The organism is Methylobacillus sp. DLP286, assembly GCF_056636515.1.
On record NZ_CM153145.1, the window covers coordinates 406,903 to 432,869 of the forward strand.

The 25,967-nt window shown below is 59.2% G+C and carries 21 protein-coding genes and 1 riboswitch; of the genes, 11 read left to right on the forward strand and 10 right to left on the reverse strand.

From position 1 onward, the window contains the following. Positions 1 to 23 precede the first annotated feature (23 nt). The 4 genes from ACWXTG_RS01950 to ylqF all read right to left on the reverse strand — a co-directional run bounded on the left by ACWXTG_RS01950 (position 24) and on the right by ylqF (position 5,449). Entirely contained in the window at positions 24 to 1,175 is a 1,152-nt protein-coding gene (locus ACWXTG_RS01950; protein ID WP_309564985.1) for an MFS transporter, read from the reverse strand. A 151-nt stretch (positions 1,176 to 1,326) separates the two neighbouring features. Then, positions 1,327 to 3,333, reverse strand: coding sequence for a UvrD-helicase domain-containing protein (locus tag ACWXTG_RS01955; protein WP_407994122.1), 2,007 nt, complete (start codon positions 3,331 to 3,333; stop codon positions 1,327 to 1,329). A 175-nt stretch (positions 3,334 to 3,508) separates the two neighbouring features. After that, a complete protein-coding gene (locus tag ACWXTG_RS01960; protein WP_480220503.1) occupies positions 3,509 to 4,207 on the reverse strand; it encodes a PEP-CTERM sorting domain-containing protein in 699 nt (232 codons plus the stop codon). 318 nt (positions 4,208 to 4,525) lie between these two features. Beyond that, entirely contained in the window at positions 4,526 to 5,449 is a 924-nt protein-coding gene (gene ylqF / locus ACWXTG_RS01965) for a ribosome biogenesis GTPase YlqF (protein ID WP_480220504.1), read from the reverse strand. 264 nt (positions 5,450 to 5,713) lie between these two features. Between ylqF and ACWXTG_RS01970 the strand changes: the two genes are divergently transcribed. The 4 genes from ACWXTG_RS01970 (at position 5,714) to ACWXTG_RS01985 (ending at position 9,760) form a co-directional block, all read left to right on the forward strand. Continuing rightward, a complete protein-coding gene (locus tag ACWXTG_RS01970; RefSeq protein ID WP_480220505.1) occupies positions 5,714 to 6,484 on the forward strand; it encodes a PEP-CTERM sorting domain-containing protein in 771 nt (256 codons plus the stop codon). A gap of 20 nt (positions 6,485 to 6,504) precedes the next feature. Then, on the forward strand, positions 6,505 to 8,022 hold the full coding sequence (locus tag ACWXTG_RS01975; RefSeq protein WP_480220506.1) for an alkaline phosphatase: 1,518 nt from the start codon (positions 6,505 to 6,507) through the stop codon (positions 8,020 to 8,022). Between the two features lie 100 nt (positions 8,023 to 8,122). After that, entirely contained in the window at positions 8,123 to 8,848 is a 726-nt protein-coding gene (locus ACWXTG_RS01980) for a hypothetical protein (protein WP_480220507.1), read from the forward strand. A 90-nt stretch (positions 8,849 to 8,938) separates the two neighbouring features. Beyond that, complete coding sequence (locus ACWXTG_RS01985) at positions 8,939 to 9,760, forward strand: class I SAM-dependent methyltransferase (protein WP_309564992.1); 822 nt, start codon at positions 8,939 to 8,941, stop codon at positions 9,758 to 9,760. A 24-nt stretch (positions 9,761 to 9,784) separates the two neighbouring features. Here the strand turns inward: ACWXTG_RS01985 and ACWXTG_RS01990 are convergent, their stop codons facing one another. From ACWXTG_RS01990 to ACWXTG_RS02005, 4 genes are all read right to left on the reverse strand, one after another. Beyond that, positions 9,785 to 10,723 carry a YihY/virulence factor BrkB family protein gene (locus ACWXTG_RS01990; RefSeq protein WP_480220508.1) on the reverse strand — a complete coding sequence of 313 codons (939 nt, stop codon included), beginning with the start codon at positions 10,721 to 10,723 and terminating at the stop codon, positions 9,785 to 9,787. Between the two features lie 33 nt (positions 10,724 to 10,756). Further along, entirely contained in the window at positions 10,757 to 11,203 is a 447-nt protein-coding gene (locus tag ACWXTG_RS01995; protein WP_480220509.1) for a copper chaperone PCu(A)C, read from the reverse strand. Then, positions 11,200 to 11,502: a hypothetical protein gene (locus tag ACWXTG_RS02000; RefSeq protein ID WP_407996412.1), complete on the reverse strand. Its 303-nt coding sequence runs from the start codon at positions 11,500 to 11,502 to the stop codon at positions 11,200 to 11,202. The genes ACWXTG_RS01995 and ACWXTG_RS02000 overlap by 4 nt, the downstream gene beginning before the upstream one ends. Before the next feature lie 67 nt (positions 11,503 to 11,569). Beyond that, a complete protein-coding gene (locus tag ACWXTG_RS02005) occupies positions 11,570 to 12,589 on the reverse strand; it encodes a zinc-binding alcohol dehydrogenase family protein (protein ID WP_480220510.1) in 1,020 nt (339 codons plus the stop codon). Positions 12,590 to 12,714: 125 nt separating this feature from the next. Between ACWXTG_RS02005 and ACWXTG_RS02010 the strand changes: the two genes are divergently transcribed. The 5 genes from ACWXTG_RS02010 to crcB all read left to right on the forward strand — a co-directional run bounded on the left by ACWXTG_RS02010 (position 12,715) and on the right by crcB (position 20,376). Then, on the forward strand, positions 12,715 to 13,074 hold the full coding sequence (locus ACWXTG_RS02010) for a winged helix-turn-helix transcriptional regulator (RefSeq protein ID WP_407996414.1): 360 nt from the start codon (positions 12,715 to 12,717) through the stop codon (positions 13,072 to 13,074). A gap of 114 nt (positions 13,075 to 13,188) precedes the next feature. Then, positions 13,189 to 17,250 carry an ATP-dependent RNA helicase HrpA gene (gene hrpA / locus ACWXTG_RS02015; RefSeq protein ID WP_480221192.1) on the forward strand — a complete coding sequence of 1,354 codons (4,062 nt, stop codon included), beginning with the start codon at positions 13,189 to 13,191 and terminating at the stop codon, positions 17,248 to 17,250. Between the two features lie 187 nt (positions 17,251 to 17,437). Further along, a complete protein-coding gene (locus ACWXTG_RS02020; RefSeq protein ID WP_480220511.1) occupies positions 17,438 to 18,691 on the forward strand; it encodes a lytic murein transglycosylase in 1,254 nt (417 codons plus the stop codon). Positions 18,692 to 18,755: 64 nt separating this feature from the next. Further along, entirely contained in the window at positions 18,756 to 19,793 is a 1,038-nt protein-coding gene (locus ACWXTG_RS02025) for a Gfo/Idh/MocA family protein (RefSeq protein ID WP_480220512.1), read from the forward strand. 196 nt (positions 19,794 to 19,989) lie between these two features. Continuing rightward, positions 19,990 to 20,376, forward strand: coding sequence for a fluoride efflux transporter CrcB (gene crcB, locus ACWXTG_RS02030; protein ID WP_480220513.1), 387 nt, complete (start codon positions 19,990 to 19,992; stop codon positions 20,374 to 20,376). Positions 20,377 to 20,416: 40 nt separating this feature from the next. Here the strand turns inward: crcB and ACWXTG_RS02035 are convergent, their stop codons facing one another. Beyond that, the gene (locus ACWXTG_RS02035) at positions 20,417 to 21,328 is read right to left on the reverse strand and encodes a LysR family transcriptional regulator (RefSeq protein ID WP_480220514.1); all 912 of its coding nucleotides are present in this window, start codon (positions 21,326 to 21,328) and stop codon (positions 20,417 to 20,419) included. 119 nt (positions 21,329 to 21,447) lie between these two features. Here ACWXTG_RS02035 and ACWXTG_RS02040 point away from each other — a divergent pair, with 119 nt between their 5' ends. Continuing rightward, positions 21,448 to 22,644 (forward strand): hypothetical protein, encoded by a 1,197-nt coding sequence (locus tag ACWXTG_RS02040; protein WP_407994096.1) that lies wholly within the window; start codon positions 21,448 to 21,450, stop codon positions 22,642 to 22,644. Between the two features lie 21 nt (positions 22,645 to 22,665). On the opposite strand, the gene ACWXTG_RS02045 is transcribed toward ACWXTG_RS02040, so the two are convergent. After that, entirely contained in the window at positions 22,666 to 22,989 is a 324-nt protein-coding gene (locus ACWXTG_RS02045) for a thioredoxin family protein (protein ID WP_309565003.1), read from the reverse strand. A gap of 190 nt (positions 22,990 to 23,179) precedes the next feature. Continuing rightward, positions 23,180 to 23,392: riboswitch (cobalamin riboswitch) on the forward strand. A 150-nt stretch (positions 23,393 to 23,542) separates the two neighbouring features. Between ACWXTG_RS02045 and nrdA the strand changes: the two genes are divergently transcribed. Beyond that, the gene (nrdA, locus tag ACWXTG_RS02050) at positions 23,543 to 25,819 is read left to right on the forward strand and encodes a class 1a ribonucleoside-diphosphate reductase subunit alpha (RefSeq protein ID WP_309565004.1); all 2,277 of its coding nucleotides are present in this window, start codon (positions 23,543 to 23,545) and stop codon (positions 25,817 to 25,819) included. Positions 25,820 to 25,967 lie beyond the last annotated feature (148 nt).

Below are 25,967 nucleotides of genomic sequence, written 5' to 3' on the forward strand. Positions count from 1 at the left end.
GCAAAGCTTGCAGGAGCTGATGGTTATAGGTTCTTTTTTCCGTAGTGCTGCATGCTGTACAACGTCAGTAACGCCCCGCATACGGCGACGGCCGCACTTGCCAAAGCGACGGCAGGCAGCCCGAAGCCGAAGTGGATCACCGCACCGCCGAGAAAGGCGCCGCCCGCATTGCCCAGGTTGAATGCGCTCTGGTTGACGGTAGATGCCATCAATGGCGAGTCGCCGGCCTGCGCCATGGCGTTGGTCTGCAGGCCAGGCCCAACGGCAAAGCTCACCATGCCCCAGATGAACGCTGTCGCGATGGCTGCAAGCGTGAACTGCATGCTCCAGGCGAATACGATACCCAGTAAGGCCATGCCTGTTAGTGAGAGGGTAATTGTCGGCAATAGTTTCCAATCCGCCATTTTTCCGCCGATATTGAGCCCGATGGTGGCCGCGATTCCCATGGCGATCAGCATGAAGCTGACGTGGTGGGGCGAGAGCCCGGACATGTCTTCCAGGATCGGCGTGATATAGGTGAAGATGGTGAATACCCCGGCGAAGCCGATGGCGGTGATCGCCATGGCGAGCAGTACGTTAGGCTGGAATACGGCGTGCATCTCGCGGCGAATGTCTGGCCTGGGCATGGCGCCGAGGTCGGGAATGAAGCGCCAGATGGCATATATGGCAACCGCGCCGCAAGCCGACACCGTCCAGAATGGGACGCGCCAGCTGGTTTCCTGGCCTAGCAGCGTGCCTAGCGGCACGCCGAGCACGTTCGCCATGGTAAGGCCGGTGAACATCAGTGCCAGGGCGCGGTTGCCTTGGCCGGGAGGAGCCAGGTAGAGCGCGACCACGGCGGCGATGCCGAAAAACGAGCCATGGCTCAATGCGGTGAAGATACGGGCAGCGGCCAGGGTAAAGTAGTTCGGCGCCAGGGCGCACAGCATGTTGCCGAACGTGAAAATCGCCATCAAGCCCAGCAGCGTGGCCTTGCGCGGGCGGTTGATCGTAAGCGCCACCATCAAGGGCCCGCCGACCACCACGCCAAGGGCATACACGGTGACCAGGTTGCCGGTAGCCGGGATGGAGACGTCCAGCCCGTGTGCAATGTCGGGCAACAATCCCATGGGAAGAAATTCGGTCATGCCGATGCAGAACGCACCCGCGGCCAGCGCAATCATCCAACTGCCCATACTTGCCTTAGTCAATGTGTAGAGAAATTAAAGCTTGAAAAGAAAATCCTGTGCTTCCGAATGAGCGGAGCGCACGAAAGGAGGGGTCATCTAAGGGCGCTACTTTACCATGCGGCGATGTACTGGATATGAATTTATGACCCGGTCAATATCAGGAACTACCGCCTGTTCCGCCACCTAGCATGGCGCGGATTTGCGCCATGCGCTGGCGCGCATTCTCCTTGTTGGCGGCCGGATCGCTCTGCGGTTGGCCGGAATGGCGCACGTCGTCTTCCGGCAGCTCGGCGATGAAGCGGCTGGGCTCGCAGGATTCATGTTCCCCGGCACGCTTGCGCTTGCGGCACCAGGAAATATGGAGTGATTTCTGCGCGCGCGTGATGCCGACATACATCAGGCGCCGCTCTTCCTCGATCTTGCCCTGGTCCACGCTCTCGCGGTGCGGCAGGATGCCTTCCTCGCAGCCGACCAGGAACACATGCCCGTATTCCAGCCCTTTGGAGGCATGCAGGGTGGAAAGCTTGACGGCATCCGGCTCGGCATCCTCCCGGCCTTCCAGCATGCTCATGAGCGAGATCATCTGCGTCAGCGCGAGCAGGTTCTTTTCGTCCTCGTCGCCTTTGCGCGTGAGCCAAGCAACGAAGTCGAGCACGCTCTTCCATTTGTTTTCCGCACTGCGGGGCTCTTCCGTATCGTAGAGGAAGGCCTCGTAGTTGATGGCGTTGAGCAGGTCGTTCAACACCTCGCCTGCAGGGTCTTTCTCGGCGCGTTCCTGGATACGGTTGATGAATTGGCAGAAGGTCAGCAAGTCTTCCAATTGCCGGTTGGCCATGGTGCGCTGGAAGTCCCCCTCGAACGCGGCCTCGAACAACGACATCTTGTGCGCGCTGGCATATTCGCCCAGGCGTTCCAGCGTGGTGTTGCCTATGCCTTTCTTCGGCGTGGTCGCGGCGCGGATGAACGCGGGATCGTCATCTTCGTTGGCAATCAGCCGCAGATAGCTGACGAGGTCCTTGATTTCCGCCTTGTCGAAGAAGGATTGCCCGCCCGAAATGGTGTAGGGAATCTTGTGCTGGCGCAGCTGCTGCTCGAAAATGCGCGCCTGGTGGTTGCCGCGGTAGAGGATGGCGTAATCGAGGAACTTGGTGCGGTGCTCGAACTTGTGCGCGAGCAGCTTCATCACCACGGACTCCGCCTCGTGATCCTCATCCTTGGCGGCGCTGACCTGGATCAGGTCGCCCGTGCCGAGTTCGCTCCAGAGCTTTTTCTCGAACAGCTTGGGATTATTGGCAATCACCTGGTTGGCGGCGCGCAGGATGCGCACGGTGGAGCGGTAGTTCTGCTCCAGCTTGATGACCTTGAGCCGGCTGAAATCCTCGGTGAGCTGGCGCAGGTTTTCCACGTCGGCGCCGCGCCAGCCGTAAATCGCCTGGTCGTCATCGCCCACGGCGGTGAAGCGGCCCTCCACGCCGGTGAGCATCTTCACCAGCTTGTACTGGCAGGCATTGGTGTCCTGGTATTCGTCGATCAACAGGTATTTCAGCTTGTGCTGCCATTTGCGCAATGCATCCGGGTGCTGCTCGAACAATTCCACCGGCAGCTTGATCAGGTCGTCGAAATCCACCGCCTGGTAGGCTTTCAATGTCTGCTGGTAAACCTGGTAGACCTTGGCTGCGGCATGGCTGAGCTCTTCGTCCGCGGTCGCGGCGGCCTGGTCCGGATTGATGAAGGCGTTCTTCCAGCTGGAAATCTGCCATTGCGTCTTGCGCAGCAATTGCTTGTCCGTGGTGGCAAGCGCATCGGAGAGGATCTTGAAACTGTCGGACGAGTCGAGGATGGAGAATTGCGGCTTGTAGCCCAGCAGCTCGGCTTCCTGGCGCAGCATTTGCAAACCGAGCGAGTGAAACGTGGCGATGGTGAGCCCTTTGGTATTGCTGCCTTGCAACAAGTGGCCCACGCGCTCCTGCATTTCGCGCGCGGCCTTGTTGGTAAAGGTGATCGCGGCGATTTCCTTGGGGGAATAGCCGCATTGCTCGATCAAGTAGGTGATTTTCTGCGTAATGACGCGGGTCTTGCCGCTGCCGGCGCCGGCCAGCACCAGCAGGGGGCCGTCTAGGTATTTCACAGCTTCGCGCTGCTGCGGGTTCATGGAATTCAGCATGTTGATCTGCCTGCGGCTCTATAGATGAATCTTGGGAAAAGCTGCTACAAGCATGTAACAACATCGGCCCTGATTTTATCTTGAGCCGGGTTTTGAAGCTAGCCGATACAGTTCATGGCAGGCATAAAAAAAGCCCCGCCATATCGGGCGGGGCTGTGAAAGCGATGTGTCGCGATCAGGCGTAAAGCTTGTGGCTGCGGCGGCGCGCGGCAAATCCGACCAGGCCGAGACCCAGCGCCAACATGGCATAGGACTCGGGTTCGGGTACGGCAGTCACCCTGTAAAGCGTGAAATCGGACTTATCCTTGAGCGAGGTCAGCGAGAAGGATTTGACGGCAAGGTCACCGAAAGGGTTGTCCAGGCTCCATACGCCGCCCAGGTCCTGAATTGCCGGGCTCAGGTTCGTCACGGAGCCGAGGCCGGTCCAAGACGCTGTGGCATTGCCTGTGGCAACCAGTTTGAAAGTGCTGGTGGAATTGTCGAAATAGGTGACGGTGATGGAGGCTTGTTCCTTGTTGTCGCCGTATTCCGGGCCGTTGAACAGCAGACCCAGGGTGATGTTGCTGATGACCTGCGCGTCGTCGAACTTGGCGATAATCCACTCGTTCTTGTCGATTTCACCCACGGTGGTATCGCTGCCCTTTTTCGGGGATACGCCGACGCCTTGATAGCCGTCTTGCGCGGGCTTGTAACTGAACACGGCGTCTTTCAGATTCTTCTTACTTGTGCCTGTCTTGGCATAGAAGGTTACGCTGGTATCGAGAATATTAGTGGTGTAGCTGGAACCAGTGCCGAATTCCGTGCCGTAAACCGTATCGGTGGCGGCAGCACTGAAGGAAGCGGCCAATAGTGCGCTCGCCGCGGTTGTTGCCATTATCTTGGAAATGCTCATTTGGATCCCCTCTTAGCGTAATGAATATGAATTTAACTAGTTGTTTGTGTTATCGATTGACAGCACTTGCATGCTAGCTCTGCAATAGGGATCGCTCAATAGTCTGTTGTGGCTGATACGTTTGGACTAATCATTTCATGTTCGGTGGGGGATTTTTTTTATAATTCCATGATAAATATAGAAAATGTTTGAAGAAAATTTCGGTGGTGGGGACGATTGTTGGTATGGGCACCCATGCCCGGCACAGCTTGTGAAGAAGCAAACAGCCTGCTCCTGGCTCTAATTTGATCGTATAGGTTTTTAGCCCTGATCTATTGCTGTATCTTGTTTATCTTGCTCCTGATTTTGCGCCTCAACGGCAGCTAACGCTTCCGCCATCATTTCGGCGCGGGATTCGGGAGTTTCCAGGCTGATGCGCCCTAATGTGCCGGAGCGGTAATCCACCAGAAAAGCCATCGCGGTCTTCTCCATATCCAGTTCGCCGCCTTTGAGCAGGTAGCCGCGGCGTTTGCCGACTGCCTCGAGCAGGTCGATTGCGTCCATATTGCTAACATCGGTTTTGTAACGCGCCTGCAGCAGGGCGGGGTAGCGTTGCAGCAGGATGCCGGCGAGAAACTCAGCCACGTCTTCATCGATGACGGCATTGCGGCCAATGGCATGGCTGGCGGCGAGCATGTAGCCATCGCTCTCGTATTTGATCTTGGGCCACATCATGCCGGGGGTGTCGGTGATGCTCATCTGGTCATTCAGGTCGAAACGCTGCTGGCTCTTGGTCACGGCGGGCTCGTCGCCTACCTTGGCGATGCGGCGGTTGAGCAGGGCATTCATGAGCGTGGATTTGCCTACGTTGGGGATGCCCATGATCATCATGCGCAAAGGTTTGAGGTTGGTGCCCCTATGCGGTGCGAGGCTACGGCAGAGGCCGGGGATTTTTTTCGCATCGCCAGGCTTCTTGCACGAAAGCGCTGCGGCCTTGACGCCTTCCTGTCGGTTGAAATGATTGAGCCATGCCTGGGTGACGGCAGGGTCGGCCAGGTCGGCCTTGTTGAGGATTTTCAGGCTGGGGCGCTGCCGGAAAAGGCGCAGGTCTTCAATCATGGGGTTATGGCTGGCTTCCGGCACGCGCGCATCCAGCACTTCGATCACCACATCGGTGAACTCCATGGTTTCCTCCGCCTTCTTGCGCGCGGAAGTCATGTGTCCCGGGAACCATTGAATTGCCATGATGAGCTGCTCTATGTGAATGCGTTGATGAAAAAAGATCGGGCTTTTTGTGTGCTGCTTGCGGCCAAGCCTGTCATGGCTGTCATTTTAGCATCCCGGCTGCTATTCCGGCCCCGTTTTGCATCTTTGTTGCAGAAATGAAGGGTTGAATACGCCATGGACTAGTCCATTAGGACTATTTTGCATCCATATATCTAACACAAGCGCTTCCTAGTATGGCTCCCGAACCGTTTTCTACTCTTACTCTTTTAAAGGGGAATCACCATGAAGTTACAAAAACATAGCGTAGCGCTGGCCCTGGCTGGCTCCGTGCTGTTCGCTGTTCCTGCATTCGCGCAGGAAGTCATCGTCAACGGCGGCTTTGAAGCCGACGCTGCCGAAAGCTACAACCCGCAAGGCTGGCAAGTGGCCGAGCAAGGCATTGCCGGCTCCGTTCTTGCGACAGATGCTACCGAGTCCTACGCCAGCGGCTACAAGACCGTCGGCGCCGCCAGCGGCCAGTTCTATGGCTTCCTGGATTCTTCCTACGCCAGCAGCCAAGTGCTGTACCAGAACTTCTCGATCAGCGCCGTGACTTCCGCCGTGCTGTCTTTCCAGATGTTCGTGAACGACCAGAGCGACAACGGCATCGTCTACATCAACCAGGCTGGCCTGGATGCCACTACCGGCGGCAGCTATGAAGCCAACCAGCACGTCCGCGTCGATATCCTGCGCGCCGATGCCGATCCTTTCTCCATTCATGCTACTGACATTATCGGCACTTATTATCTCGGTGGAGCAAACGGCCGCCGTTTCGATGGCGATGACAACGTGAACAACTACGTAGATTACAGCTTTGATATCAGCGACGTACTCGCCGCAGGCGGAGATTACACCCTGCGCTTTGCCGCAGTGAGCAACCAGGGCGCCTTGCAGGTCGGCCTGGACAACATCAGCCTGAACGTCACGCCTGTGCCTGAAGCCGATACCTACGCCATGCTGCTGGCCGGCCTGGGCGTGCTTGGCCTGGCATTGCGCCGCCGTAAAACAGTTTAACCACAATGGGAGTGCATAAAATGAAAAAGGCAACAATGAAGGTTTCCGCCTTGGCGGTCATGATGGCTCTGTGTGGCCAGGCCATGGCGGAAGACGCCAACACTTGGTACCAGGATGGCCAGGAGGCCTTGGCAGCCGCCAAGAAGCTTTACCCCAACAACCGCAAGGCCAAGAACGTGATCCTGTTCGTGGGCGACGGCATGGGCGTATCCACCGTGACGGCCGCCCGCATCCTCGAAGGCCAATTGCAAGGCCGCGACGGCGAGCGCAACAAGCTGGCATTCGAGAGGCTGCCTTACCTGGCTTTGTCCAAGACTTATTCCGCCAACCAGCAGACTTCCGACTCCGCGCCTACCATGACCGCCATGGTGACCGGCGTGAAGACCAATGACGGCGTCATTTCTGTCGACCAACGCGTATTGAACGGCGACAAGGACAACAGCAAGGTGCAGGCTGCCAAGCTCGCGACCATCCTTGAGCTGGCCGAGCAGAACGGCCGTGCCACCGGCGTGGTTTCCACCGCTCGCATCACGCACGCTACCCCTGCAGCGACCTATGCGCACACTTCCGCGCGTGACTGGGAATCCGACAACAATGTGCCCGCGGATGCGGACGTGAAGGACATCGCTGCCCAGTTGATCGACAACTTCGGCGCCGGCGCGATTGGCGACGGTATTGAAGTGGTATTGGGCGGCGGCCGCAGCCGCTTTCTGCCCAACACCGTGGACGATCCTGAAAACGCAGGCCGGAAGGGCGACCGCCGCGACGGCCGCAACCTGGCGCAGGAATACGTGAACAAGTTCGGCGGCAAGTTCGTCTGGAACCAGGCGCAATTCGATGCCATCAACCCTGCCAACACCAACCGCCTGCTGGGCTTGTTCGAGCGCTCCCACATGCAATACGAGCATGACCGCCCGAACGACACAGGCAAGGAGCCGTCCCTGGCCGACATGACCGGCAAGGCGATTGATATTCTGCAGAAGAACCCCAAGGGTTTCTTCCTGATGGTGGAGGCCGGCCGCATCGACCATGGCCACCACGCCAACAACGCCTACCGTGCGTTGACTGACACCATCGCCTTGTCTGACGCAGTGAAGAAGGCGCTGGAAAAAGTGGACCTCAACGACACCCTGGTGATCGTGACTGCCGACCACAGCCACACCATGACGATTGGCGGTTACCCTGAGCGCGGCAATCCTATCCTCGGCAAGGTGACGGTGGACGGCCAGTTGACCAAGGCGACTGACGGCAATCCATACACCACGATTTCATATGCCAACGGCAAGGGTTACTACCCCAACGTCCCAGGCGAGGATGTCTATGGCTTCCCTGCACGCAGCGGCCGTATCGAGGACATGACCAACGTCGACACCAGCGACCCTGACTTCCACCAGGAAGTGACCGTACCTCTCGATTCCGAGACCCATGCGGCTGAAGAAGTGGAAATCTTCGCAGGCGGCCCCAAGGCCCACCTGTTCCAGGGTGTGCAAGAGCAGCACTACATCTTCCACGTCATGAAGGATGCTTTCGGCTTCTAATGCAGCGCTTGATGTTGTGTGACTGAGACGGATGGGATGGCGCAAGTCATCCCATCCATTTTGCTTTTGAGTTTGTGAGAGTATGAACATGCAAAACAACATGAGATATGCCGGGGCATTGTTGCTCGCCCTGTTGCCCAATCTGGCCGCCGCCGAGGCATTGCCCAGCCTGGATGCGCGTTTCGAAACGTCGCAATGCGCGGTGCCCTGCCAAAAGCCGGTCAAGCGCGAATGGCTGATGCTGCGTGAGGCCAACCAGGTCGAATTGCGCGACTTCAACGCCAAGCACAGCGACCTTTGGCAGTGGCAGGACGGCACCCTGGATTACGTCTACCTGATGCATGATGCAAAACGCGCGATCGACTATACCTCCATCGATCTGCGTTTGCTGGGCATTGGCGCCAGCGAAGATAAATGGCAGGCATTGGCGCAATTGGTGAAGACCAGCGAACTCGCCAGCCTGCAGAAGAAGCCGGGCCAGCCCTATGAAAAGATGGCGACCGAGATTTACCAAGGCAAACTGAACGGCGTAGACACCGAGATCACCTGGATTCCTGCATTGCAGATCCCATTGCAGGTGGAATACCGCTACCCCAAGCATCACGTGACCGTGAAGCTGATGGAGCGCTACCAGGGCAAGCCGCCGGTGGAAAGAACCACTAACCAGGTGCTGCAGGCATACCAGCATGTGGATTTTGTCGATATCGGCGACATGGAGCATGACAAGCAGGCCGTGGCCTGGTTGGCCGAAGCCAAGGGCGCGCCTGGGGTGCATGTGCATCGCCATGATCATGACGAGCCCCACGACCATCAACACCAGCACTGAAGCATGCGTGAATCCTGCCTGCCAGCGCATTTGTTTATTTAGCATGATGCGCTGGTGAATAGGTTGGAAGGGCGATGCTAAAATAGCGGCATGACGCTCATCCCGGAAATCAAGCCCCAGCAATCCGTCGAACTCCTCAAGGAGCTGCACATCCTCACGCGGGAAGGCAAGCTCAACCAGGATACGCGGCGCAAACTCAAGCAGGTATACCACCTCTACCACTTCATCGAGCCGCTGCTGCTCGAAGTGATGGAAAACAATGCCAATCCCATCCTGGTCGACCATGGAGCGGGCAAGTCTTATCTGGGGTTCATCCTCTATGATTTGTTCGTCAAGCAGCAGGCGGCAGGGCGCATCGCCGGGATAGAAACCCGCGGCGAACTGGTGGAAAAATCCAAGTCGCTCGCGGAAAAGCTGGGTTTCGAGCGCATGGATTTCCTGCACTTGAGCGTGGAAGAAGCGATTACTTCGCCTGCCTTGCCCGAGCAGGTGGATATCGTCACCGCATTGCATGCCTGCAACACGGCAACCGACGATGCGATCCGTTTCGGATTGGAGAAGAAAGCCCAGTTCATGGTGCTGGTGCCTTGCTGCCAGGCAGAGGTGGCGGAAGTGCTGCGGCGCCACAAGAGCGATTCGTTCGGCAAGACGCCGTTATCCGAGATCTGGCGCCACCCGATCCACACGCGCGAATTCGGCAGCCAGATCACCAACGTGCTGCGCTGCCTGCAGCTGGAAGCGCATGGCTACCAGGTGACGGTGACGGAGCTGGTGGGATGGGAGCATTCGATGAAGAACGAGCTCATCATTGCCCGCTATAAAAACAGCCCGCGGCGCAACGCCCAATCCAGGCTGGAACAGATCCTCGAGCAGCTTAACCTCCAGGACCTGCATCACCGCTTTGTCTATTGATGCTCGATACTGCAGCCTAGTGCCTTACTTGCGGGGAATCCTGTCCGCCGGGATGTCGCGCAGGCTGCCGAACGTAAGCGCATATTGCCGCGTGATTTCAGCGCCGAAGAAGAAAATCTGCGCGGAGTAATACACCCAGAGCAGCAGGGCAATCAAGGAGCCTGCCGCGCCAAAGCTTGATGCGACAGCGCTGTTGCCGAGGTATATCCCGATCAGGTATTTGCCCAGGCTGAACAGGATGGCGGTGAACGCGGCACCGACCCAGACATCGGACCACGGCAGTTTGACGTCCGGCAGCATCTTGAAGATGACGGCGAACATCGAGGTGATCACGCCGAAACTTACCAGTGCGGAAATATGCTTGAATATGCCGATCGCAGTGATGAAGCGGCCGACGAATTCCGCGAAGAACTGTTCCACCAGCGCCAGGCCGGCATTTACCAGCAATGAGGTCAGCAGCAGGAAAGCGAGCGAGAGGATGATGCTGAACGAGAGCAGCCGGGTCTTGATCAGGTTGCCGACTGCTTGCCTGCCGCCCTGGGCTTTTTCCTTGGTGGTTTCCCAGACTTCATCGAGGCTGGCTTTCAGCTCGGCGAATACTGTGGTTGCACCTACGAACAGCAGGGCAGAAGCCACCAGCGTCGCAATAATCCCGGATTTGGGGTTGCTCGACCGAGCCAGCATGTTCTGAATCACCTGCGCGCCGCTTTCGCCCACCAGGTCCGACATTTGCGCGACGATTTCGCCATGCGCGGCACGCTCGCCGAGGAAGTACCCGGCAATCGCAATCACCAGCACCAGGATGGGCGTGAGCGAGAACATGGTATAGAAGGCCAGCGCGGCTCCCTTGCTGGTGGCGCGGTGGGAAAACCAGGACAGCACCGACTGGATCAACAGCTGGCGCAGGCATTTGAGCCGGTGCAGGGCTTGCTGGCTGAGGCCTTGTATTATTTTTGCAACCAAAGCGTTCTCCTGTTTATGACGGCGGCAGGCGGATTAATGGGTGTGATGTTCCATGCCCTGATGGGCGACGGCGCGACCGTTGAACACGACGTCTACGCTCTCACGCGCGGCTTTCTTGTCTTCAAACACCAGGGTGAGCGGAATGGTGTCTCCTGCCTTGACTGCATTCTTGATTCCGACCAGCATCAGGTGCAAGCCGCCAGGCTTCAATTCCACCGGCGTGTTCGCCTTCAGCTCCAGTTGCCTGAGCGGGCGCATCCTCATGATGCCGTCATCCATCTGCATCTCATGCACTTCGACCTTGTCGGCAAAGCTTGAGTTCGCCGAGACCAGGGCGACATCCTTGTCCGACACGATGCGCACATAGCCTGCCGCCACCTTTTGCCCAGGCGCGGTGGTGCGTACCCATGGCTCGACGACGGTGACTCCGGCTTGCGCCTGCAGGCTGCACAGCAATAGCAGGCTTAAGAGCCTATTCATGGTTGTTCTCCTATGGTAAGCGGCTCAGCGTAGGCGCTGATGCCGGGCAGGGCGAATGCGGTTGGCCCCAGCGTCAATGCCTGCGAGACGAGTTGGTGCGAAAGCGCCACGCACGCAATGCATGGCGTGAGGGGCTTGGTGCCGGAAGCAGGGGTAACAATGCAGAGTTCGCCAAAGAAATCCGCATCGGCAGGGCCGTCGCCCATGGTCGCGGTCTGCAGCAATAACCAGCAGCCGAATCCAAACAGCAGGAAAAAAGCGCTCAGCCCGCCTACCAGCTTCAATTGATCAAATTCCATGCCGCTATCTTATCACGCAGGCTGGAACTGCTTATGCGGCATGTTGCCGCGGATGCTCCAACGGTGCTTAAAAGCCTTCCAGTACGATTTTGCCTATCGTATTTCCTGCTTCCAGTTGGGCGTGGGCTTGCCTGAGATTGGCGGCATTGATGGGCGACAGTACCTGGTTGACCGTGGTTTTCAAAATGCCTTGGTCCACCAGTTGCGCGACTTCGTTGAGCAGGTGATGCTGCCTCACCATGTCCTCGGTCTGGTACATCGCGCGCGTGAACATCATCTCCCAGCAGAACCGCGCGCTCTTGTTCTTGAGCGGAGCGATATCGAGCAGGTTCGCATTTTCCACGATGCTGCATATTGCGCCTTGCGGCGCCACCAGTTCCACCGCCGCTGGCAGGTGCTGGTCGGTGTTGTTGAGGATCAGCACATAGTCCACGAACTTGTAGCCAAGCCCTTGTACCTGGCCGGCCAGATCGCCGTTATGGTCTGCAATATCATGGGCGCCCAGCTCCCGGCACCAGGCGGAGGATTCGGGGCGCGAAGCAGTCGCGATGACATGTAAACCAGCTACCTTTGCCGCCAACTGGATCGCGATCGAGCCAACGCCGCCTGCACCGCCAATGATCAGGATCGTCTTACGGCGCCCGGGTTGCGGCGGCATTGCCACCATCAACCGATCAAACAAGGATTCCCACGCCGTGATGGCGGTCAACGGCAGGGCGGCGGCCCCGCTAGGCGTCAGGGATTTCGGCCTGTGGCCGACAATCCGCTCATCTACCACCTGAAATTCGCTGTTGCAACCTTGGCGCGTGATGTCGCCGGCGTAATATACCGAATCGCCGACCTGGAACAGCGATACCTCGCTGCCGATCCCGACCACCGTGCCGGCCGCATCCCAGCCCAGTATGCGCGGTTCCTTCTCGATCTTGTCCTTGGGCGCGCGCACCTTGGTATCGACCGGATTGACCGCGATCGCGTCTATCCTCACCAGCAGGTCGCGCGGTCCGGGAACTGGGACAGGGAGGTTCATATCGTGCAGGGATTCGGGATGGTAAATCGGCAAATAGCGGGTCAGGGCGACGGCTTTCACGGGTAATCCTTAAATGAATGAGCGAATGATGTGATCATTTTAGCCGCGCATGCAGGACTGACAAGTACGCACAATTTCTGTATATAGTGCATAAATCGATACTAATGTGACTGGATGTGACCACCATGGCAAAACACCAATCCTTCGACTGCGTGGCAGGGTGCCCGGTCGAGGCTACCCTGGAACTGATTGGCGGAAAATGGAAAGGCCTGCTGCTCTACCACTTGCTTGACGGCACCAAGCGTTTCAATGCGCTGAAGCGGATGCTGCCCAATATCACCCAGCGCATGCTCACCAATCAATTGCGGGAACTCGAGGCCGCAGGGTTGGTGCACAGGCAGGTGTATGCCGAAGTGCCGCCGCGTGTGGAATACAGCCTGACCGAACAGGGAAGGAGCCTGGAGCCGGTGCTGCATGCATTGAAGCAGTGGGGAGAGCGCTATATAGGGAGCCAGCAAGGACTGCATGAGCCGGGCCTTTTGTGAAAGCACGATTGGCACGGGCAGCCATGCTAAAATCCACGCCTATCTATGAGTACACCCAATCCCGTTTCCGAGCGCCAGATGCTGCAACGATTGCAGGCGCAGCTTCCCGAATGCATGTTGCAGGACCAGTTTCTGTTAAGGCGGCGCTTGCAACAGCTGAATGCCTCGTTGCAGCAGAAAAAGCCTATTGACCAGTCCTTGGCGGATGTGGCTGCCAAGATTCAGGCTTCCGCACAGCGGCGCAAATCCCGCCTCGAGCAGTTGCCCAAGCCCGAATATCCCGCCGAGCTGCCGGTCAGCAACCGTAAGGATGAAATCGCTGATGCAATACGCAAGCACCAGGTGGTGATAGTGAGCGGCGAGACCGGCTCAGGCAAGACGACGCAATTGCCCAAAATCTGCTTGGAATTGGGGCGTGGTGTCACTGGATTGATTGGGCATACCCAACCGCGGCGGATTGCGGCGCGCTCGGTGGCGTCGAGGATTGCGCAGGAATTGAAGTCCCCGCTGGGAGAGGCCGTGGGTTACAAGGTGCGCTTCAATGACCGTCTTTCGGAAACAACGTATATCAAGCTGATGACGGACGGCATCTTGCTGGCAGAAACGCAGGGCGACCGCTTCCTCAATGCCTACGATACGATCATCATCGACGAGGCGCACGAACGCAGCCTGAATATCGACTTCCTGCTCGGCTACCTGAAGCAATTATTGCCGCGCCGGCCCGACCTCAAGGTGATCGTCACCTCGGCGACCATCGATGCCGAGCGCTTCTCGCGCCATTTCAATGGCGCGCCCGTGATCGAGGTGTCCGGGCGGACTTATCCGGTGGAAATCCGCTACCGTCCCCTGGGCAGCCGCCGTATGGCGATCGCGCCGCCGGCGCCAGTCGCTGCGCCTGTTCCCGTAGTGAAACGGGGAGAAGAGGCGCCGCAAGAAGATATTATTGACATCGGCATCAAGCGCAAGGCGGGCAATATCGACCCCTCCATCCGCAAATGGCTGGATGATGACGATGATGTGGAGCTGCTCGGCCAGGACATCATGGGCATCCAGCGCAAGCCGCGCGCCGAGGCCAAGTGGCTGGAAGAGGACGATGCCGAGGAGGCGATGGAAGAGGCGATCCTCGATTCCGTGGAGCAGCTTTCCCGGCTCGGCGGCGGCGATATCCTGGTATTCCTGCCTGGCGAGCGCGAGATTCGCGATACGGCGGATTACCTCAACAAGCACCTGCGCCATGTCGAGATATTGCCCTTGTTCGCGCGCCTCTCCATAGAAGACCAGCAGAAAGTATTCCGCTCCAGCGGCGGGCGGCGCGTGGTGCTCGCAACCAATGTGGCGGAAACATCGCTCACCGTGCCCGGCATCAAGTACGTGATCGATACCGGCCTGGCGCGGGTCAACCGCTACAGCGCGCGCGCCAAGGTCGAGCAGTTGCAGGTGGAGAAAATCTCGCAGGCGGCGGCGCGCCAGCGCGCGGGCCGGTGCGGGCGCGTGTCCAACGGCATCTGCATCCGGCTTTACGACGAGGCGGATTTCAATAACCGTCCCGAATTCACCGACCCGGAAATCCTCCGTTCCTCGCTGGCCGCCGTGATCCTGCGCATGGCCGCGCTCAAGTTAGGCAACGTGCAGGAGTTCCCCTTCATCGAGGCGCCCAGCTCGCGCTACATTGCCGACGGCTACCAGCTATTGCAGGAGCTGGGCGCGGTGGATGCGGAGCAGAACATCACCGAAACCGGCAGGCAATTGGCCCGGCTGCCGCTGGACCCGAGAGTCTCGCGCATGATCCTGGAAGGCAAGAAGCAGGGTTGCGTAAGGGAAATCCTCATCATCGCCAGCGCGCTGGCGATCCAAGACCCGCGCGAGCGCCCCATGGACAAGCGCGAAGCAGCCGACCAGGCGCATGCCAAGTTCAAGGTCGAGCATTCCGATTTTCTCGGCTTCATCAAGCTGTGGGAATGGTACGAGGACGCGTTCAAGACCAAGAAATCGAACAAGGACTTGCTCAACAAGTGCCACAGCAATTTCCTCTCGTTCCTGCGGCTCAAGGAGTGGCGCGAGCTGTACCAGCAACTCCGGGAGATCGCCGACGAGCTGGAACTCAAGCTCAATGAGCAGCCTGCCTCTTATGAGCAGGTGCATCGCGCCTTGCTTGCCGGGTTGCTGGGCAATATCGGTTTCAAGGATGGCGAGGCGGACAATTATCTCGGCGCGCGCGGTATCCGTTTCCATGTCGCGCCCGGTTCCACCTTGAAGAAAGCCCGCCCGAAATGGGTGATGGCGGCGGAACTGATGGAAACCACCAAGTTGTATGCGCGTTGCGTAGCGAAAATAGAACCGGACTGGATCGAGCCGCTGGCGCGCGGCCTGACGCAGAGCCATTACAGCGACCCGCGCTGGGACCGTAAGCCGGCGCAAGTGGCGGCCTGGGAGCGCGTGAGCTTGTATGGCCTTACCGTGGTGCCGCGTCGCCGCGTGCATTACGGCCCGATCAACCCGAAGGAATCGCGCGAGATTTTCATCCGCGAGGCGCTGGCGAACATGGAGTTCGATACCCGCGCGCCGTTCTTCGCCGCCAACCGCCGCCTCATTGCCGAGATCGAGGAGCTGGAGCACAAGGCGCGGCGGCAAGACGTGCTGGTGGACGAGCATACGCTGTTTGCGTTCTATGACGCGGTTATTCCAGAAGGCATCGTCAACGGCGCCGGGTTCGAGAAATGGCGCGAGGACGCGGAAAAGGACAATCCGAAAATCCTCTATCTTACGCGCGACCACCTGATGCGCCACGGCGCGGCGGGCATTACCGAGGTGCAGTTCCCGGAAAGCCTGGAGCTGGACGGCGTGAAGCTGCCGCTCAAGTACCGCTTCGAGCCTGGGCATCCCTTGGATGGCGTGACGGCCACCGTGCCGCTGGCCTTGCTCAACCAACTCAACCCGGTGGAGGCAGAATGGCTGGTGCCGGGCATGATTCGCGACAAGGTCACGGCGCTGGTCAAGGCGCTGCCCAAGACCTTGCGCCGCGTCTGCGTGCCGGTGCCGGATTTCGTGACCGGCTTCCTGGAAACAGCATCCAAAAAAGACGGGGCATTGCTGCCGGCGTTGGCAAGCTATGTCCAACAGCGCACCGGCTTGAAGCTGGGCGCCGGGGAATGGCAGGCCGATGCGCTGGATGCGCACCTTTACATGAACTTCCGCGTGGTGGACGAGAAAAACCGCGAGCTTGGCAGCGGCCGCGACTGGCATGCGCTCAAGGCGCAGCTGGGCCAGGCGGCGCAGCTGACTTTCCGCAGCAGTTCGCCCGGCATCGAGAAGTCCGGACTCAAGCAGTGGGATTTCGGCGACTTGCCGCCGACCCTGAGCTTCAGCCGCGACGGACGCCAGTTGACCGGCTACCCGGCATTGGAGGACAACGCCGACAGCGTCGCCATCAAGCTGTTCGATACCGAGCTGGCCGCCCGGCTATCGCATCGCGCCGGGGTGCGTCGCCTGATGCGCTTCGAGCTCAAGGAGCAGATGAAGCAACTGGAAAAAGGCCTGCCCGGCTTCAACCAATATGCCTTGCAGTTGCGCAACATCATGAATCCGGACGAGTTGCGCGAGGACATGCTGGTCGCGATCAGCGACCGGGCCTTCATCGGCGAGGATGAGCTGCCGCGCAGCAACCAGGACTTCATGGCATTGAAGACCCGTGCGCGAACGCGCCTGCCGGCGGTGGTCGAGGGTGCGGGCAGGCTGGCGACGGCAATTGCCGCGGAATACACGCAACTCACACAAAAGTTGAACGCTGCTCCTGCCAGCCTGTCCAGAATCAAGAAGGAGCTGGAAGGCCAGCTCGCGCGCTTGCTGCCCAAGCGTTTTTTCAGCGCGACACCGTGGGAAACCCTGCAGCACTTGCCGCGCTATATCAAGGCCATGCGCCTGCGCCTGGAGAAGTATCCAGGCGCGGTAGAGCGCGATACGCGCAGCGGCCAGTCCGTGCAGCAAGTGTGGGAGCGTTGGGAGTCGCACGTGCTGGGCTTGCGCAAGGCTAACCATGAAGTGCCGCCTGCCGTGCTGGATTATCGCTGGCTGATCGAGGAGCTTCGCGTTTCCTTGTTTGCGCAGGAGTTGAAGACACCGTTCCCAGTATCGGTGAAGCGCTTGGATAAGGCCTGGGAAGACATGGTTCGTGCTTAGAGCCGCTAACAAAACCCTTTTGGCGTCGTTGCTCTGCCTTGCCGTACTTGGTGTACTGTCTGCGGCAGAACGCCTAGCCGAAATCGCTTCGCTGGGTTTTGTTAGCGGCTTTTAATACGCATTGTCGCCAGCTAGTGCCTAATTTAATGATGCATTAAGCATTGCCGCAATTATTAAGGAGGAAGCGTTGTTCAAATTGCGCCGTTCGCTAGTTTGTATATTGGCTTGCAGCCTGTTCTACACCATGCTGTCGCATGCAGACGGGCAAAGCTTTGACGAATGGGTGCAGGATTTCAGCCGCGATGCGCAGGCGCAAGGGATTTCAGCAGCGACGTTGCAGGCTGCCCTGGCGGATGCCCAGCCGATAGACCGCGTGGTCGAGCTGGACCAGGCGCAGCCTGAGTTCGTACAGACCTTCCTCGGCTACCTCGGCCGTCGCGTGACGCCAAAGCAGATCGCGCGCGGGCAGGGCTTGCTGCAGGAGCAAGCGCCTGTGCTGCAAGTCGTGGAGCAGAAGTACGGCGTGCCCGCCGCTGTATTGCTGGCCTTCTGGGGGCTGGAAACTAATTACGGGCAGACGCTTGGCAGTTTTTCCACACCCAAGGCGTTGGCGACGCTCGCTTACGAGGGGCGGCGCCATGCGTTCTTCCGCAGCCAGCTGCTGGATGCCTTGCGCATCATCGATGCAGGCCATATCGAGGCCGGCAACATGGTGGGGTCATGGGCGGGCGCGGTCGGGCACATGCAATTCATGCCCTCGACCTTCCTGGCCTATGCCGAGGACGGCGACGGGGACGGCAGGATCAACGTCTGGCAATCCATCCCCGATGCCATGGCTTCCGCGGGACATTACTTGAGCTCGATAGGCTGGAAGCGCGACGAGCCTATCGCCGTCGAGGTGGCGTTGCCCGAGGATTTTGCCTGGCAGCAGGCCGCCATCAACCAAAAGCGCAGCGTGGAGCAATGGCAGGCCATTGGCGTGCAGGCGGCGGACCAGACCGCGCTGCCAGCCGGCCTCAATGCGGCGATTGTCCTGCCGCAAGGCTGGCGTGGCCCGGCCTTCATGGTGTTCGATAATTTCAACGTGGTGATGCAGTGGAACCGTTCCACCAGCTATGCGCTGACAGTGGCGCACCTAGCCAGCCGCCTGCAGGGCGGGCCTGCCTTGGTTGGCGGCGCCGGGGCCGAGCGGGAGGCGGTGAGCATCGATGCCGTCAAGCGCCTGCAGCGGCAATTGACGGACCTGGGCTTTGATACCGGCGGCAGTGACGGCTTGCCCGGCCCCAAGACCCAGGCGGCGATCCGCGGCTATCAACTGGCCCATGCCTTGCCTGCGGACGGTTACGCATCGCCCAACCTCATGCAGCATGTCGCCATCACGCTTGCCAGCCAGACGGTGGATACCGAATTGATCCCAGGCTTTCCCGGTACGCAGCCTTGACCAAGCTTGCTGACAAAATTTCAAACAGTGAAATATTCAAACAATAGTTAAAGGAGAACCGCACATGAGTCAGGATCGCGTGAGTCAAGATCGAAAGCTGCGCTGGGGCATACTGGGCGCGGCCCGCGTCAACGAGCGCCTGTTGCCCGCCATCGTCGATGCGGCCAATGCCGAGCTGGTGGCGATTGCCAGCCGCCGTCCGGGTGCCGCCGCTGCAACCGTGCAAAAGCATGCGCCCCAGGCGGCAAGCGCGGTGAAAAGTTATGACGAGCCTGAGGCATTGCTTGACGATGACAATGTCGAGGCTGTTTACTTGCCGATGTCCAACCACGAGCATACTGAATGGGCGTTGAAGGCGATCGCGAAAGGCAAGCACGTGCTGATCGAGAAACCGCTGGCGCTGACCGTGGCCGACGTGGATGCCATTGCCAGCGCGGCAAAGCAGCAGGGCGTGACCGTCATGGAAGGCTTCATGTACGTTTTCCACCCTCAGTTCGCGCGCGTGCAGGAATTGCTGCGTTCCGGCGTCATCGGCGACGTGAAGTTCGTGCGCGCCAGCTACTCCTTCATCATGAAGCCCGCGCGGCTCTACCGCCTGGAAAAAGACGTGGACCATGGCGGCGGCGCGATGTGGGATATCGGGCCCTATGCCATCCATTCGTTGCGCAGCTGTTTCGGCACCGAACCCAAGAGCGTCGTGACGATAGCGCAATACACTGAAAGCGGGGCGGACATCGCCACCAGCGGCGTATTCGATTTCGGCGAAGGCAGGCAAGGGCAGTTCGATATCGGCTTCGAATGCTCGCGCCGCTCCGAATACCAGGTGACCGGCAGCAAGGGCGGCCTGAAATGTCACACCGTCTGGCAGCAGGCGGGCGACGTGCCGGTGATCACCTGGTGGACCGAGGATGGCCGCTTCTGGGAAGAGCGCCTGCCCGCGAGCAGCCATTTCATCCTCGAAATCGAGCATTTCAGCGATTGCGTGCTCAACGGCAAGCCGCCGTTCCTCAGCCTAGCGGATGCGCGTGGCAATGCAAAGGCGATCGTGGCGGCGATGCAATCCGCCGCGCAAGGCCAGCGGGTCGAGATTTCCCAGGATTGAGCCGGGAACGGCAGGCCGCCAACGGCCCTGCCGTTATACGGTCTACGGGCCTTTCCTGCCGGGTAGCTGAGGCAGGATCGCTCGACCCTGTCCTGCAGCAGGCCCAGGCCGCCTTCCGTGCCGCCGCCTGGTCAGGCTTGCCGGCCGATATAATTCCTGCTCCAATTTTCCAAACTCGCTTTTTGAAAGGTATGTGATGAATCAGCTAATGCTCGTGGCCTTGGGGGGCGCAATCGGCTCAGTTGCACGCTTCAAGCTTTCAGGCTTGGTTTTGCGCTACAGCCTGGATTGGCGGTTCCCGTTCCCCACTTTCACTGTCAATATCATCGGCTGCCTCATCATTGGAATCCTGGCCGGGCTTGCCTCGAGGGAGGGATTCATTTCAGCCGATATGCGCGTCCTGCTTTTTACCGGGTTGGTGGGCGGGTTTACCACGTTTTCCGCCTTCGGGCTGGAAACCATGGTATTGCTGCGCGAAGGCCATATCGGCATTGCTGCCGCGTACGTCGTTGCAAGCATCGTCGTCGGGCTGGCGGTGATGTGGCTCGGTTTCGAGCTGGCCAAGATTGCGATGCAGGCTTGAACGCATTGTCCGGCTGAGGCGCGGCCGGCAAGCGGAAGGTTCAAAGCAGCCTGATGTCGTTCAGCCTTTCCGCGCAGGTATCGCGGATGATGCGTGCAAGGTCGTGCGTGTAGGGCCTTGCCATGACGTCCGGCATGCCGAGCGCATGCAGCTCGGACCACAGCCCCTTGCGGCCGATGGGCTTCGCAATCACGTACTCATGCTCCACGTAGCTCTGTATGCCCCAGTTGGGCAGGGCGGCAATGCCGCGGCGGCTGGCGACCAATTGCATGATGGCGATGGTGAGCTCGCTGGTGCGGCGGCTGAATTCGATATTGGCAGGTTTGAGCACCTGGCGGATGACGTCGATGCGCTCTTCCGGCACGGGGTAGGTGATCAGGGTTTGTCCCGCGAAGTCTTCCGCCATCAGGCGCGGCTTGTTGCGCAGCTCGTGCTCGGGCGGCAACACCCCCATGATCTCGAACTTGAATAGCGGAATCGCGCCGAGTTCGCGCTGTTTCTCCGGCAGGCTGCCGATCACGAGATCGGCCTTGCCGTCGTGCAGCAAGTGCCAGGGATCGCTATGGAAACCGGCCACCAAATCCAGCTCGACTTCCGGCCAGGCGCGGCGGAAGGCGTCCATTACCGGGGTGAGCCAGTCGAAGCAGGTGTGGCACTCCAGCACGATCCTCAACTCCCCCGATTGGTCGCTCTTGAGGCGGATCAGGTCGCGCTCGGCCTTTTCCTGTGCCTCCAGCATTTCCTTTGCCAATGCCAGCAACCGTTCCCCGGCGGGCGTGAAGCGGATGCCGTGCGCGGTGCGCTGGAACAGGGTGGTGTCGTAATGTTTCTCCAACACGCGGATCTGGTGCGAGAGCGCGGATTGCGTGAGGAAGACCCGCTCTGCGGCATGGGCCAGTTTTCCAGTGTCGGCAATCGCGATCAAGGATTTCAGGTGGCGGATTTCCAGCATAAGAAGCTTGGATAGATATGAAATGAATTCAATTTTACCAAAAAAACTTTCGCTTTTTTAAATTGCTTGCCTGCCGGAAAATTCGCGGTTTCGTTAAAAATTCAAGCAAGGCATTGGGTATGGCAAGCGCACATATTCTCGGGTATCCGCGCATCGGTGAAAAACGTGCGCTCAAATACGCCCTGGAGGCGTTCTGGAAGGGCGACCTGACTGCGGCGGGATTGCAGGAAATAGGCAAGGGTCTGCGGGAGCGGCATTGGAGCAAGCAAAAGCGGCTGGACTTCATCACCGCAGGGGATTTCTCATTTTACGACCACGTGCTCGACCATGCGGTGATGTTCGGCGCGATTCCCAGAAGATTTGGCTTTCAGGGCGTTTTATCCGAACATGACTATTTTGCGCTGGCGCGCGGCAATGCCGTCCAACCGGCCATGAAAACCGCCAGGTGGTTCGATACCGACTACCACTATATCGTGCCGGAGCTCGATGCGGATACCAGCTTCACGATCAACGCCCATGAATTCCTGAGCCAGCTCGACGAAGCGCAGGCGCGTTCCATGCCGGTCAAGGCGGCGTTGCTGGGGCCTGTCAGCCTGCTGTATTTGAGCGGCGCGGATGGCTGCGACCGTTTGCAGCTGCTGGATAGGCTGGCGGAACAGTATGCGCATTTGCTGAAGGAGCTGTACCACCGCAAGATTGCCTGCCTGCAGCTTGAAGAGCCCATTCTAGCCTTGGACCTGGATGATGCATGGCTGGGCGCTTTCGAACGCGCATATGCCTGGTTCCGCACGCAGCGGCCGGCGATATTGCTCGGCACCTATTTCGGCAATGTCGCCCGCTATCAAGGCTTTGTCACGCATTTGCCAGTGGACGGCATTCATCTCGACCTGGTCAGTGCGCCTGAGCAATTGGCGCCATGGCTCAATGCCTTGCCTGGGCATTGGATATTGTCCGCCGGCATCGTGGACGGCCGTGGCATTTTGCGCAATGACCTGAGGCAGAGCCTCGGTCTGTTGCAGCCATTGGCGCATAAGCTCGGCGACAGGCTTTGGGTAGCCCCCAGCTGTTCCTTGCTGCATGTGCCGGCGACGCTGGCGCATGAGCAGGCGATGGATGCGGCAACCAGGTCCTGCCTGGCCTTTGCCGATGAAAAGATTGCCGAGGTGGTCGCGCTGGCGCGCGGCCTGAATGAAGGCGAGGCCAGTATTGCCGAAGATTTGCTGGTCTCCGACGCCGCTGTGCGGTTGCGTCACGCTTGTTGCGTGAAGGCCGATGACAATCTGACTGTCCTGGTAGCCCGTAAACCGGTGGCTTGAAAAGGGTGTAGCGCTGGATTGTTAGGATGAAGGCAAGTGCGCCTGTAGCAGCGCCGAGATGTCTTCCCGGCTTTCCGGGCGCACCACGCGCCCGACTTCCGTCCCACCCCGCAACAGGATCAAGGTAGGCCATAACTTCACCTTGAAGCTGCGGCCCAGCCGCCTGCCTCTGCCGTCCTCGATGCGTTCGTGACGCAGGGCGGGGAATTGCCGTAATGCCGCGCTGAGCGAAGGCTGCGCCGCCTGGCAAAAGCCGCACCAGCTGGCGCCGAACTCCAGCAACAACCATCCCGGCGTTGCATCGATATCGTCGCGGCTTGGTTCTGGATTCAGGGCTGGTTTCATTATCTGGCTTGGCGGAACTTGCGTTTCATGATAGGGGATTGTGGCATGGTGGCCGTGTCCATGAATGACCAAAATCCGAGTAAAAAATTCGCAAAAAAATTCCCCTTAAAAATCCTGCATATATCTCAAAAAAACAATATCTAGTGTTTTTGAGTGTACACAAGCACATTTTATTGCGCTATAGTCCATCCCATCTACGGTGTTCGACGGTTGTTCGATTGAGTCGGAAAAAGGGAATGCGGTCGCAGGGCGGTGCCTTGCCAAGCCGCAGCTGCCCCCGCAACTGTAACCAGTGAGTGGCATGCCAACAAGGGTCACTGGGCCTGAAAGTGTGAGGCCCGGGAAGACAGGCCGGTCATGTGGACCTGGGAGCCAGGAAACCTGCCGTAGATCATTTTCATAACGTTTGAGGCGGGGTGTCCTCGGCCGGATAGGGTATTGCGCTGATGCGTCGGCGCCTTGCCCGTCATGCTGCTTTGTGATTGTTGCTCGGTTGCCTCGGCAATCGATGCGTGGTCATGAGGATGCCTTGCTTCCTGACAGGGAGCCTTAGATGACAAAGTATGAATCCATGAATGCCACCAAGCGGGATGGTCGCCGGGAACCGATCAACCTGGACAAGATCCATCGCGTGATCGATTGGGCGGCGCAGGGACTGGACAACGTATCGGTATCGCAGGTCGAGCTGAAATCGCATATCCAGTTCTACGACGGGATTCGTACCGACGTCATCCATGAAACCATCATCAAGTCCGCCGCGGACTTAATCTCCGAGGATACGCCGGATTACCAGTACCTGGCGGCGCGCCTGTCGATTTTCCACCTACGCAAGATTGCCTACGGCCAGTTCGAGCCGCCGCACTTGTTCGACCACGTCACCAAGCTCACCGAGATGGGCAAGTACGACCAGCATCTCCTCGCCGACTATAGCCGTGAAGAGTTCAACGAGCTCAACGACCATATCGACCACTGGCGCGACATGAATTTCTCCTACGCCGCCGTGAAGCAGCTGGAAGGCAAATACCTGGTGCAGAACCGGGTGACCAAGAAAATCTACGAAAGCCCGCAGTTCCTCTATATCCTGGTGGCGATGAGCCTGTTCGCCAAGTACGAGGGCAAGGCGCGCCTGGAATACATCAAGCGTTTCTACGATGCGGTGTCCACTTTCAAGATTTCCCTGCCTACGCCCATCATGTCCGGCGTGCGCACGCCGACGCGCCAGTTCAGCTCCTGCGTGTTGATCGAGTGCGACGACAGCCTGGACAGCATCAACGCCACCACCAGCGCGATCGTGAAATACGTCTCGCAACGCGCGGGCATTGGCGTCAACGCGGGCCGCATCCGCGCGCTGGGCAGCGAGATCCGCGGCGGCGAGGCGCAGCATACCGGCTGCCTGCCGTTCTACAAGTTGTTCCAGGCGGCGGTGAAGTCCTGCTCGCAGGGCGGCGTGCGCGGCGGTGCGGCGACCTTGTTCTATCCCTTGTGGCACCTGGAAGTCGAATCGCTGCTGGTGCTCAAGAACAACCGCGGCGTCGAGGAAAACCGCGTGCGCCACCTAGACTACGGCGTGCAGATCAACCGCCTGCTGTACCAGCGCCTGATCAAGGGCGGCGACATCACGCTGTTCTCGCCGCACGACGTGCCCGGCCTCTATGACGCCTTCTTCGCCGACCAGGACGAGTTCGAGCGCCTGTATACGCAATACGAGGCGGACGACAGCCTCCGCAAGCGCACGCTGCCGGCAGTGGACCTATTCTCGCTCCTGATGCAGGAACGGGCGGGCACGGGCCGCATCTATATCCAGAACGTCGACCATTGCAATACCCACAGCCCGTTTAACCCCAAGCTGGCCCCGGTGCGCCAATCCAACCTGTGCATGGAAATTGCGCTGCCGACGCACCCGCTCGAGGATATCAACGACGAGAACGGCGAGATCGCATTGTGCACCTTGTCCGCGTTCAACCTCGGCGCGCTTGAAAGCCTCGACGAACTGGAAGGGCTGGCCGATCTCGTCGTGCGTGCATTGGACGCCTTGCTCGAATACCAGGATTACCCGGTCAAGGCCGCGCTCAACGCTACCGACAAGCGCCGCTCGCTGGGCGTGGGCGTGATCAACTACGCCTATTACCTCGCCAAGAACGGCACCGGCTACACCGACGATGCGGCGCTGGGGCTGACCCACCGCACCTTCGAGGCGATCCAGTACTACCTGTTGAAGGCCTCGGTGCAGCTCGCGCGCGAGTTCGGCCCTTGCGGCGCGTTCAATGAAACCACTTATTCGCAAGGCCTGCTGCCCATCGACACCTACAAGAAGGACCTCGATGCGGTGTGCCAGGAAGCATTGCAACTGGACTGGGAGCAACTGCGCAAGGACATCGTCGCGCACGGCTTGCGCAATTCCACCCTGACCGCGCTGATGCCTTCCGAGACCTCCAGCCAGATCGCCAACGCCACCAACGGCATCGAGCCGCCGCGCGGCCTGGTGTCGGTCAAGCAGTCCAAGGACGGCATCCTGCGCCAGGTGGTGCCTGAGATCGAGCGCCTGCGCAACCAGTACCAGCTGCTGTGGTCATTGCCCAACAACGACGGCTACCTCAAGCTGGTGGGCATCATGCAGAAATTCGTCGATCAGTCGATTTCCTCCAACACCAATTACGATCCCAAGCGCTTCGAAGGCGGCAAGGTGCCGATGAAGCAATTGCTCAAGGACCTGCTGCAAGCCTACAAGCTGGGCGTGAAGACCCTGTACTACCACAACACCCGCGATGGCGCGAGCGAAGGCGGCGATGCTGGGGACGACGGCTGCGAAAGCGGCGCGTGCAAAATCTAGGCAACGGGACTAATTAATGGCTAACAAAACTAAGCGAAGCGCTCCTGGCTAGGCGCTCTGCCGCAGGCAGTACAATGAGTACGACAAGGCAGGGCAACAAAGCCAGGAGAGTTTTGTTAGCCGTTCTAAATAGAGCAGGGCGGCCATG

What these genes read in the sequence shown, in the direction of transcription:
- ACWXTG_RS01950 (WP_309564985.1), bottom strand. Translation starts at nt 1,175, where the DNA reads ATGGGCAGTTGGATGATTGCGCTGGCCGCGGGTGCGTTCTGCATCGGC.
- ACWXTG_RS01955 (WP_407994122.1), bottom strand. Translation starts at nt 3,333, where the DNA reads ATGCTGAATTCCATGAACCCGCAGCAGCGCGAAGCTGTGAAATACCTA.
- ACWXTG_RS01960 (WP_480220503.1), bottom strand. Translation starts at nt 4,207, where the DNA reads ATGGCAACAACCGCGGCGAGCGCACTATTGGCCGCTTCCTTCAGTGCT.
- ylqF (WP_480220504.1), bottom strand. Translation starts at nt 5,449, where the DNA reads ATGGCAATTCAATGGTTCCCGGGACACATGACTTCCGCGCGCAAGAAG.
- ACWXTG_RS01970 (WP_480220505.1), top strand. Translation starts at nt 5,714, where the DNA reads ATGAAGTTACAAAAACATAGCGTAGCGCTGGCCCTGGCTGGCTCCGTG.
- ACWXTG_RS01975 (WP_480220506.1), top strand. Translation starts at nt 6,505, where the DNA reads ATGAAAAAGGCAACAATGAAGGTTTCCGCCTTGGCGGTCATGATGGCT.
- ACWXTG_RS01980 (WP_480220507.1), top strand. Translation starts at nt 8,123, where the DNA reads ATGAGATATGCCGGGGCATTGTTGCTCGCCCTGTTGCCCAATCTGGCC.
- ACWXTG_RS01985 (WP_309564992.1), top strand. Translation starts at nt 8,939, where the DNA reads ATGACGCTCATCCCGGAAATCAAGCCCCAGCAATCCGTCGAACTCCTC.
- ACWXTG_RS01995 (WP_480220509.1), bottom strand. Translation starts at nt 11,203, where the DNA reads ATGAATAGGCTCTTAAGCCTGCTATTGCTGTGCAGCCTGCAGGCGCAA.
- ACWXTG_RS02000 (WP_407996412.1), bottom strand. Translation starts at nt 11,502, where the DNA reads ATGGAATTTGATCAATTGAAGCTGGTAGGCGGGCTGAGCGCTTTTTTC.
- ACWXTG_RS02010 (WP_407996414.1), top strand. Translation starts at nt 12,715, where the DNA reads ATGGCAAAACACCAATCCTTCGACTGCGTGGCAGGGTGCCCGGTCGAG.
- hrpA (WP_480221192.1), top strand. Translation starts at nt 13,189, where the DNA reads ATGTTGCAGGACCAGTTTCTGTTAAGGCGGCGCTTGCAACAGCTGAAT.
- ACWXTG_RS02025 (WP_480220512.1), top strand. Translation starts at nt 18,756, where the DNA reads ATGAGTCAGGATCGCGTGAGTCAAGATCGAAAGCTGCGCTGGGGCATA.
- crcB (WP_480220513.1), top strand. Translation starts at nt 19,990, where the DNA reads ATGAATCAGCTAATGCTCGTGGCCTTGGGGGGCGCAATCGGCTCAGTT.
- ACWXTG_RS02035 (WP_480220514.1), bottom strand. Translation starts at nt 21,328, where the DNA reads ATGCTGGAAATCCGCCACCTGAAATCCTTGATCGCGATTGCCGACACT.
- ACWXTG_RS02040 (WP_407994096.1), top strand. Translation starts at nt 21,448, where the DNA reads ATGGCAAGCGCACATATTCTCGGGTATCCGCGCATCGGTGAAAAACGT.
- ACWXTG_RS02045 (WP_309565003.1), bottom strand. Translation starts at nt 22,989, where the DNA reads ATGAAACCAGCCCTGAATCCAGAACCAAGCCGCGACGATATCGATGCA.
- nrdA (WP_309565004.1), top strand. Translation starts at nt 23,543, where the DNA reads ATGACAAAGTATGAATCCATGAATGCCACCAAGCGGGATGGTCGCCGG.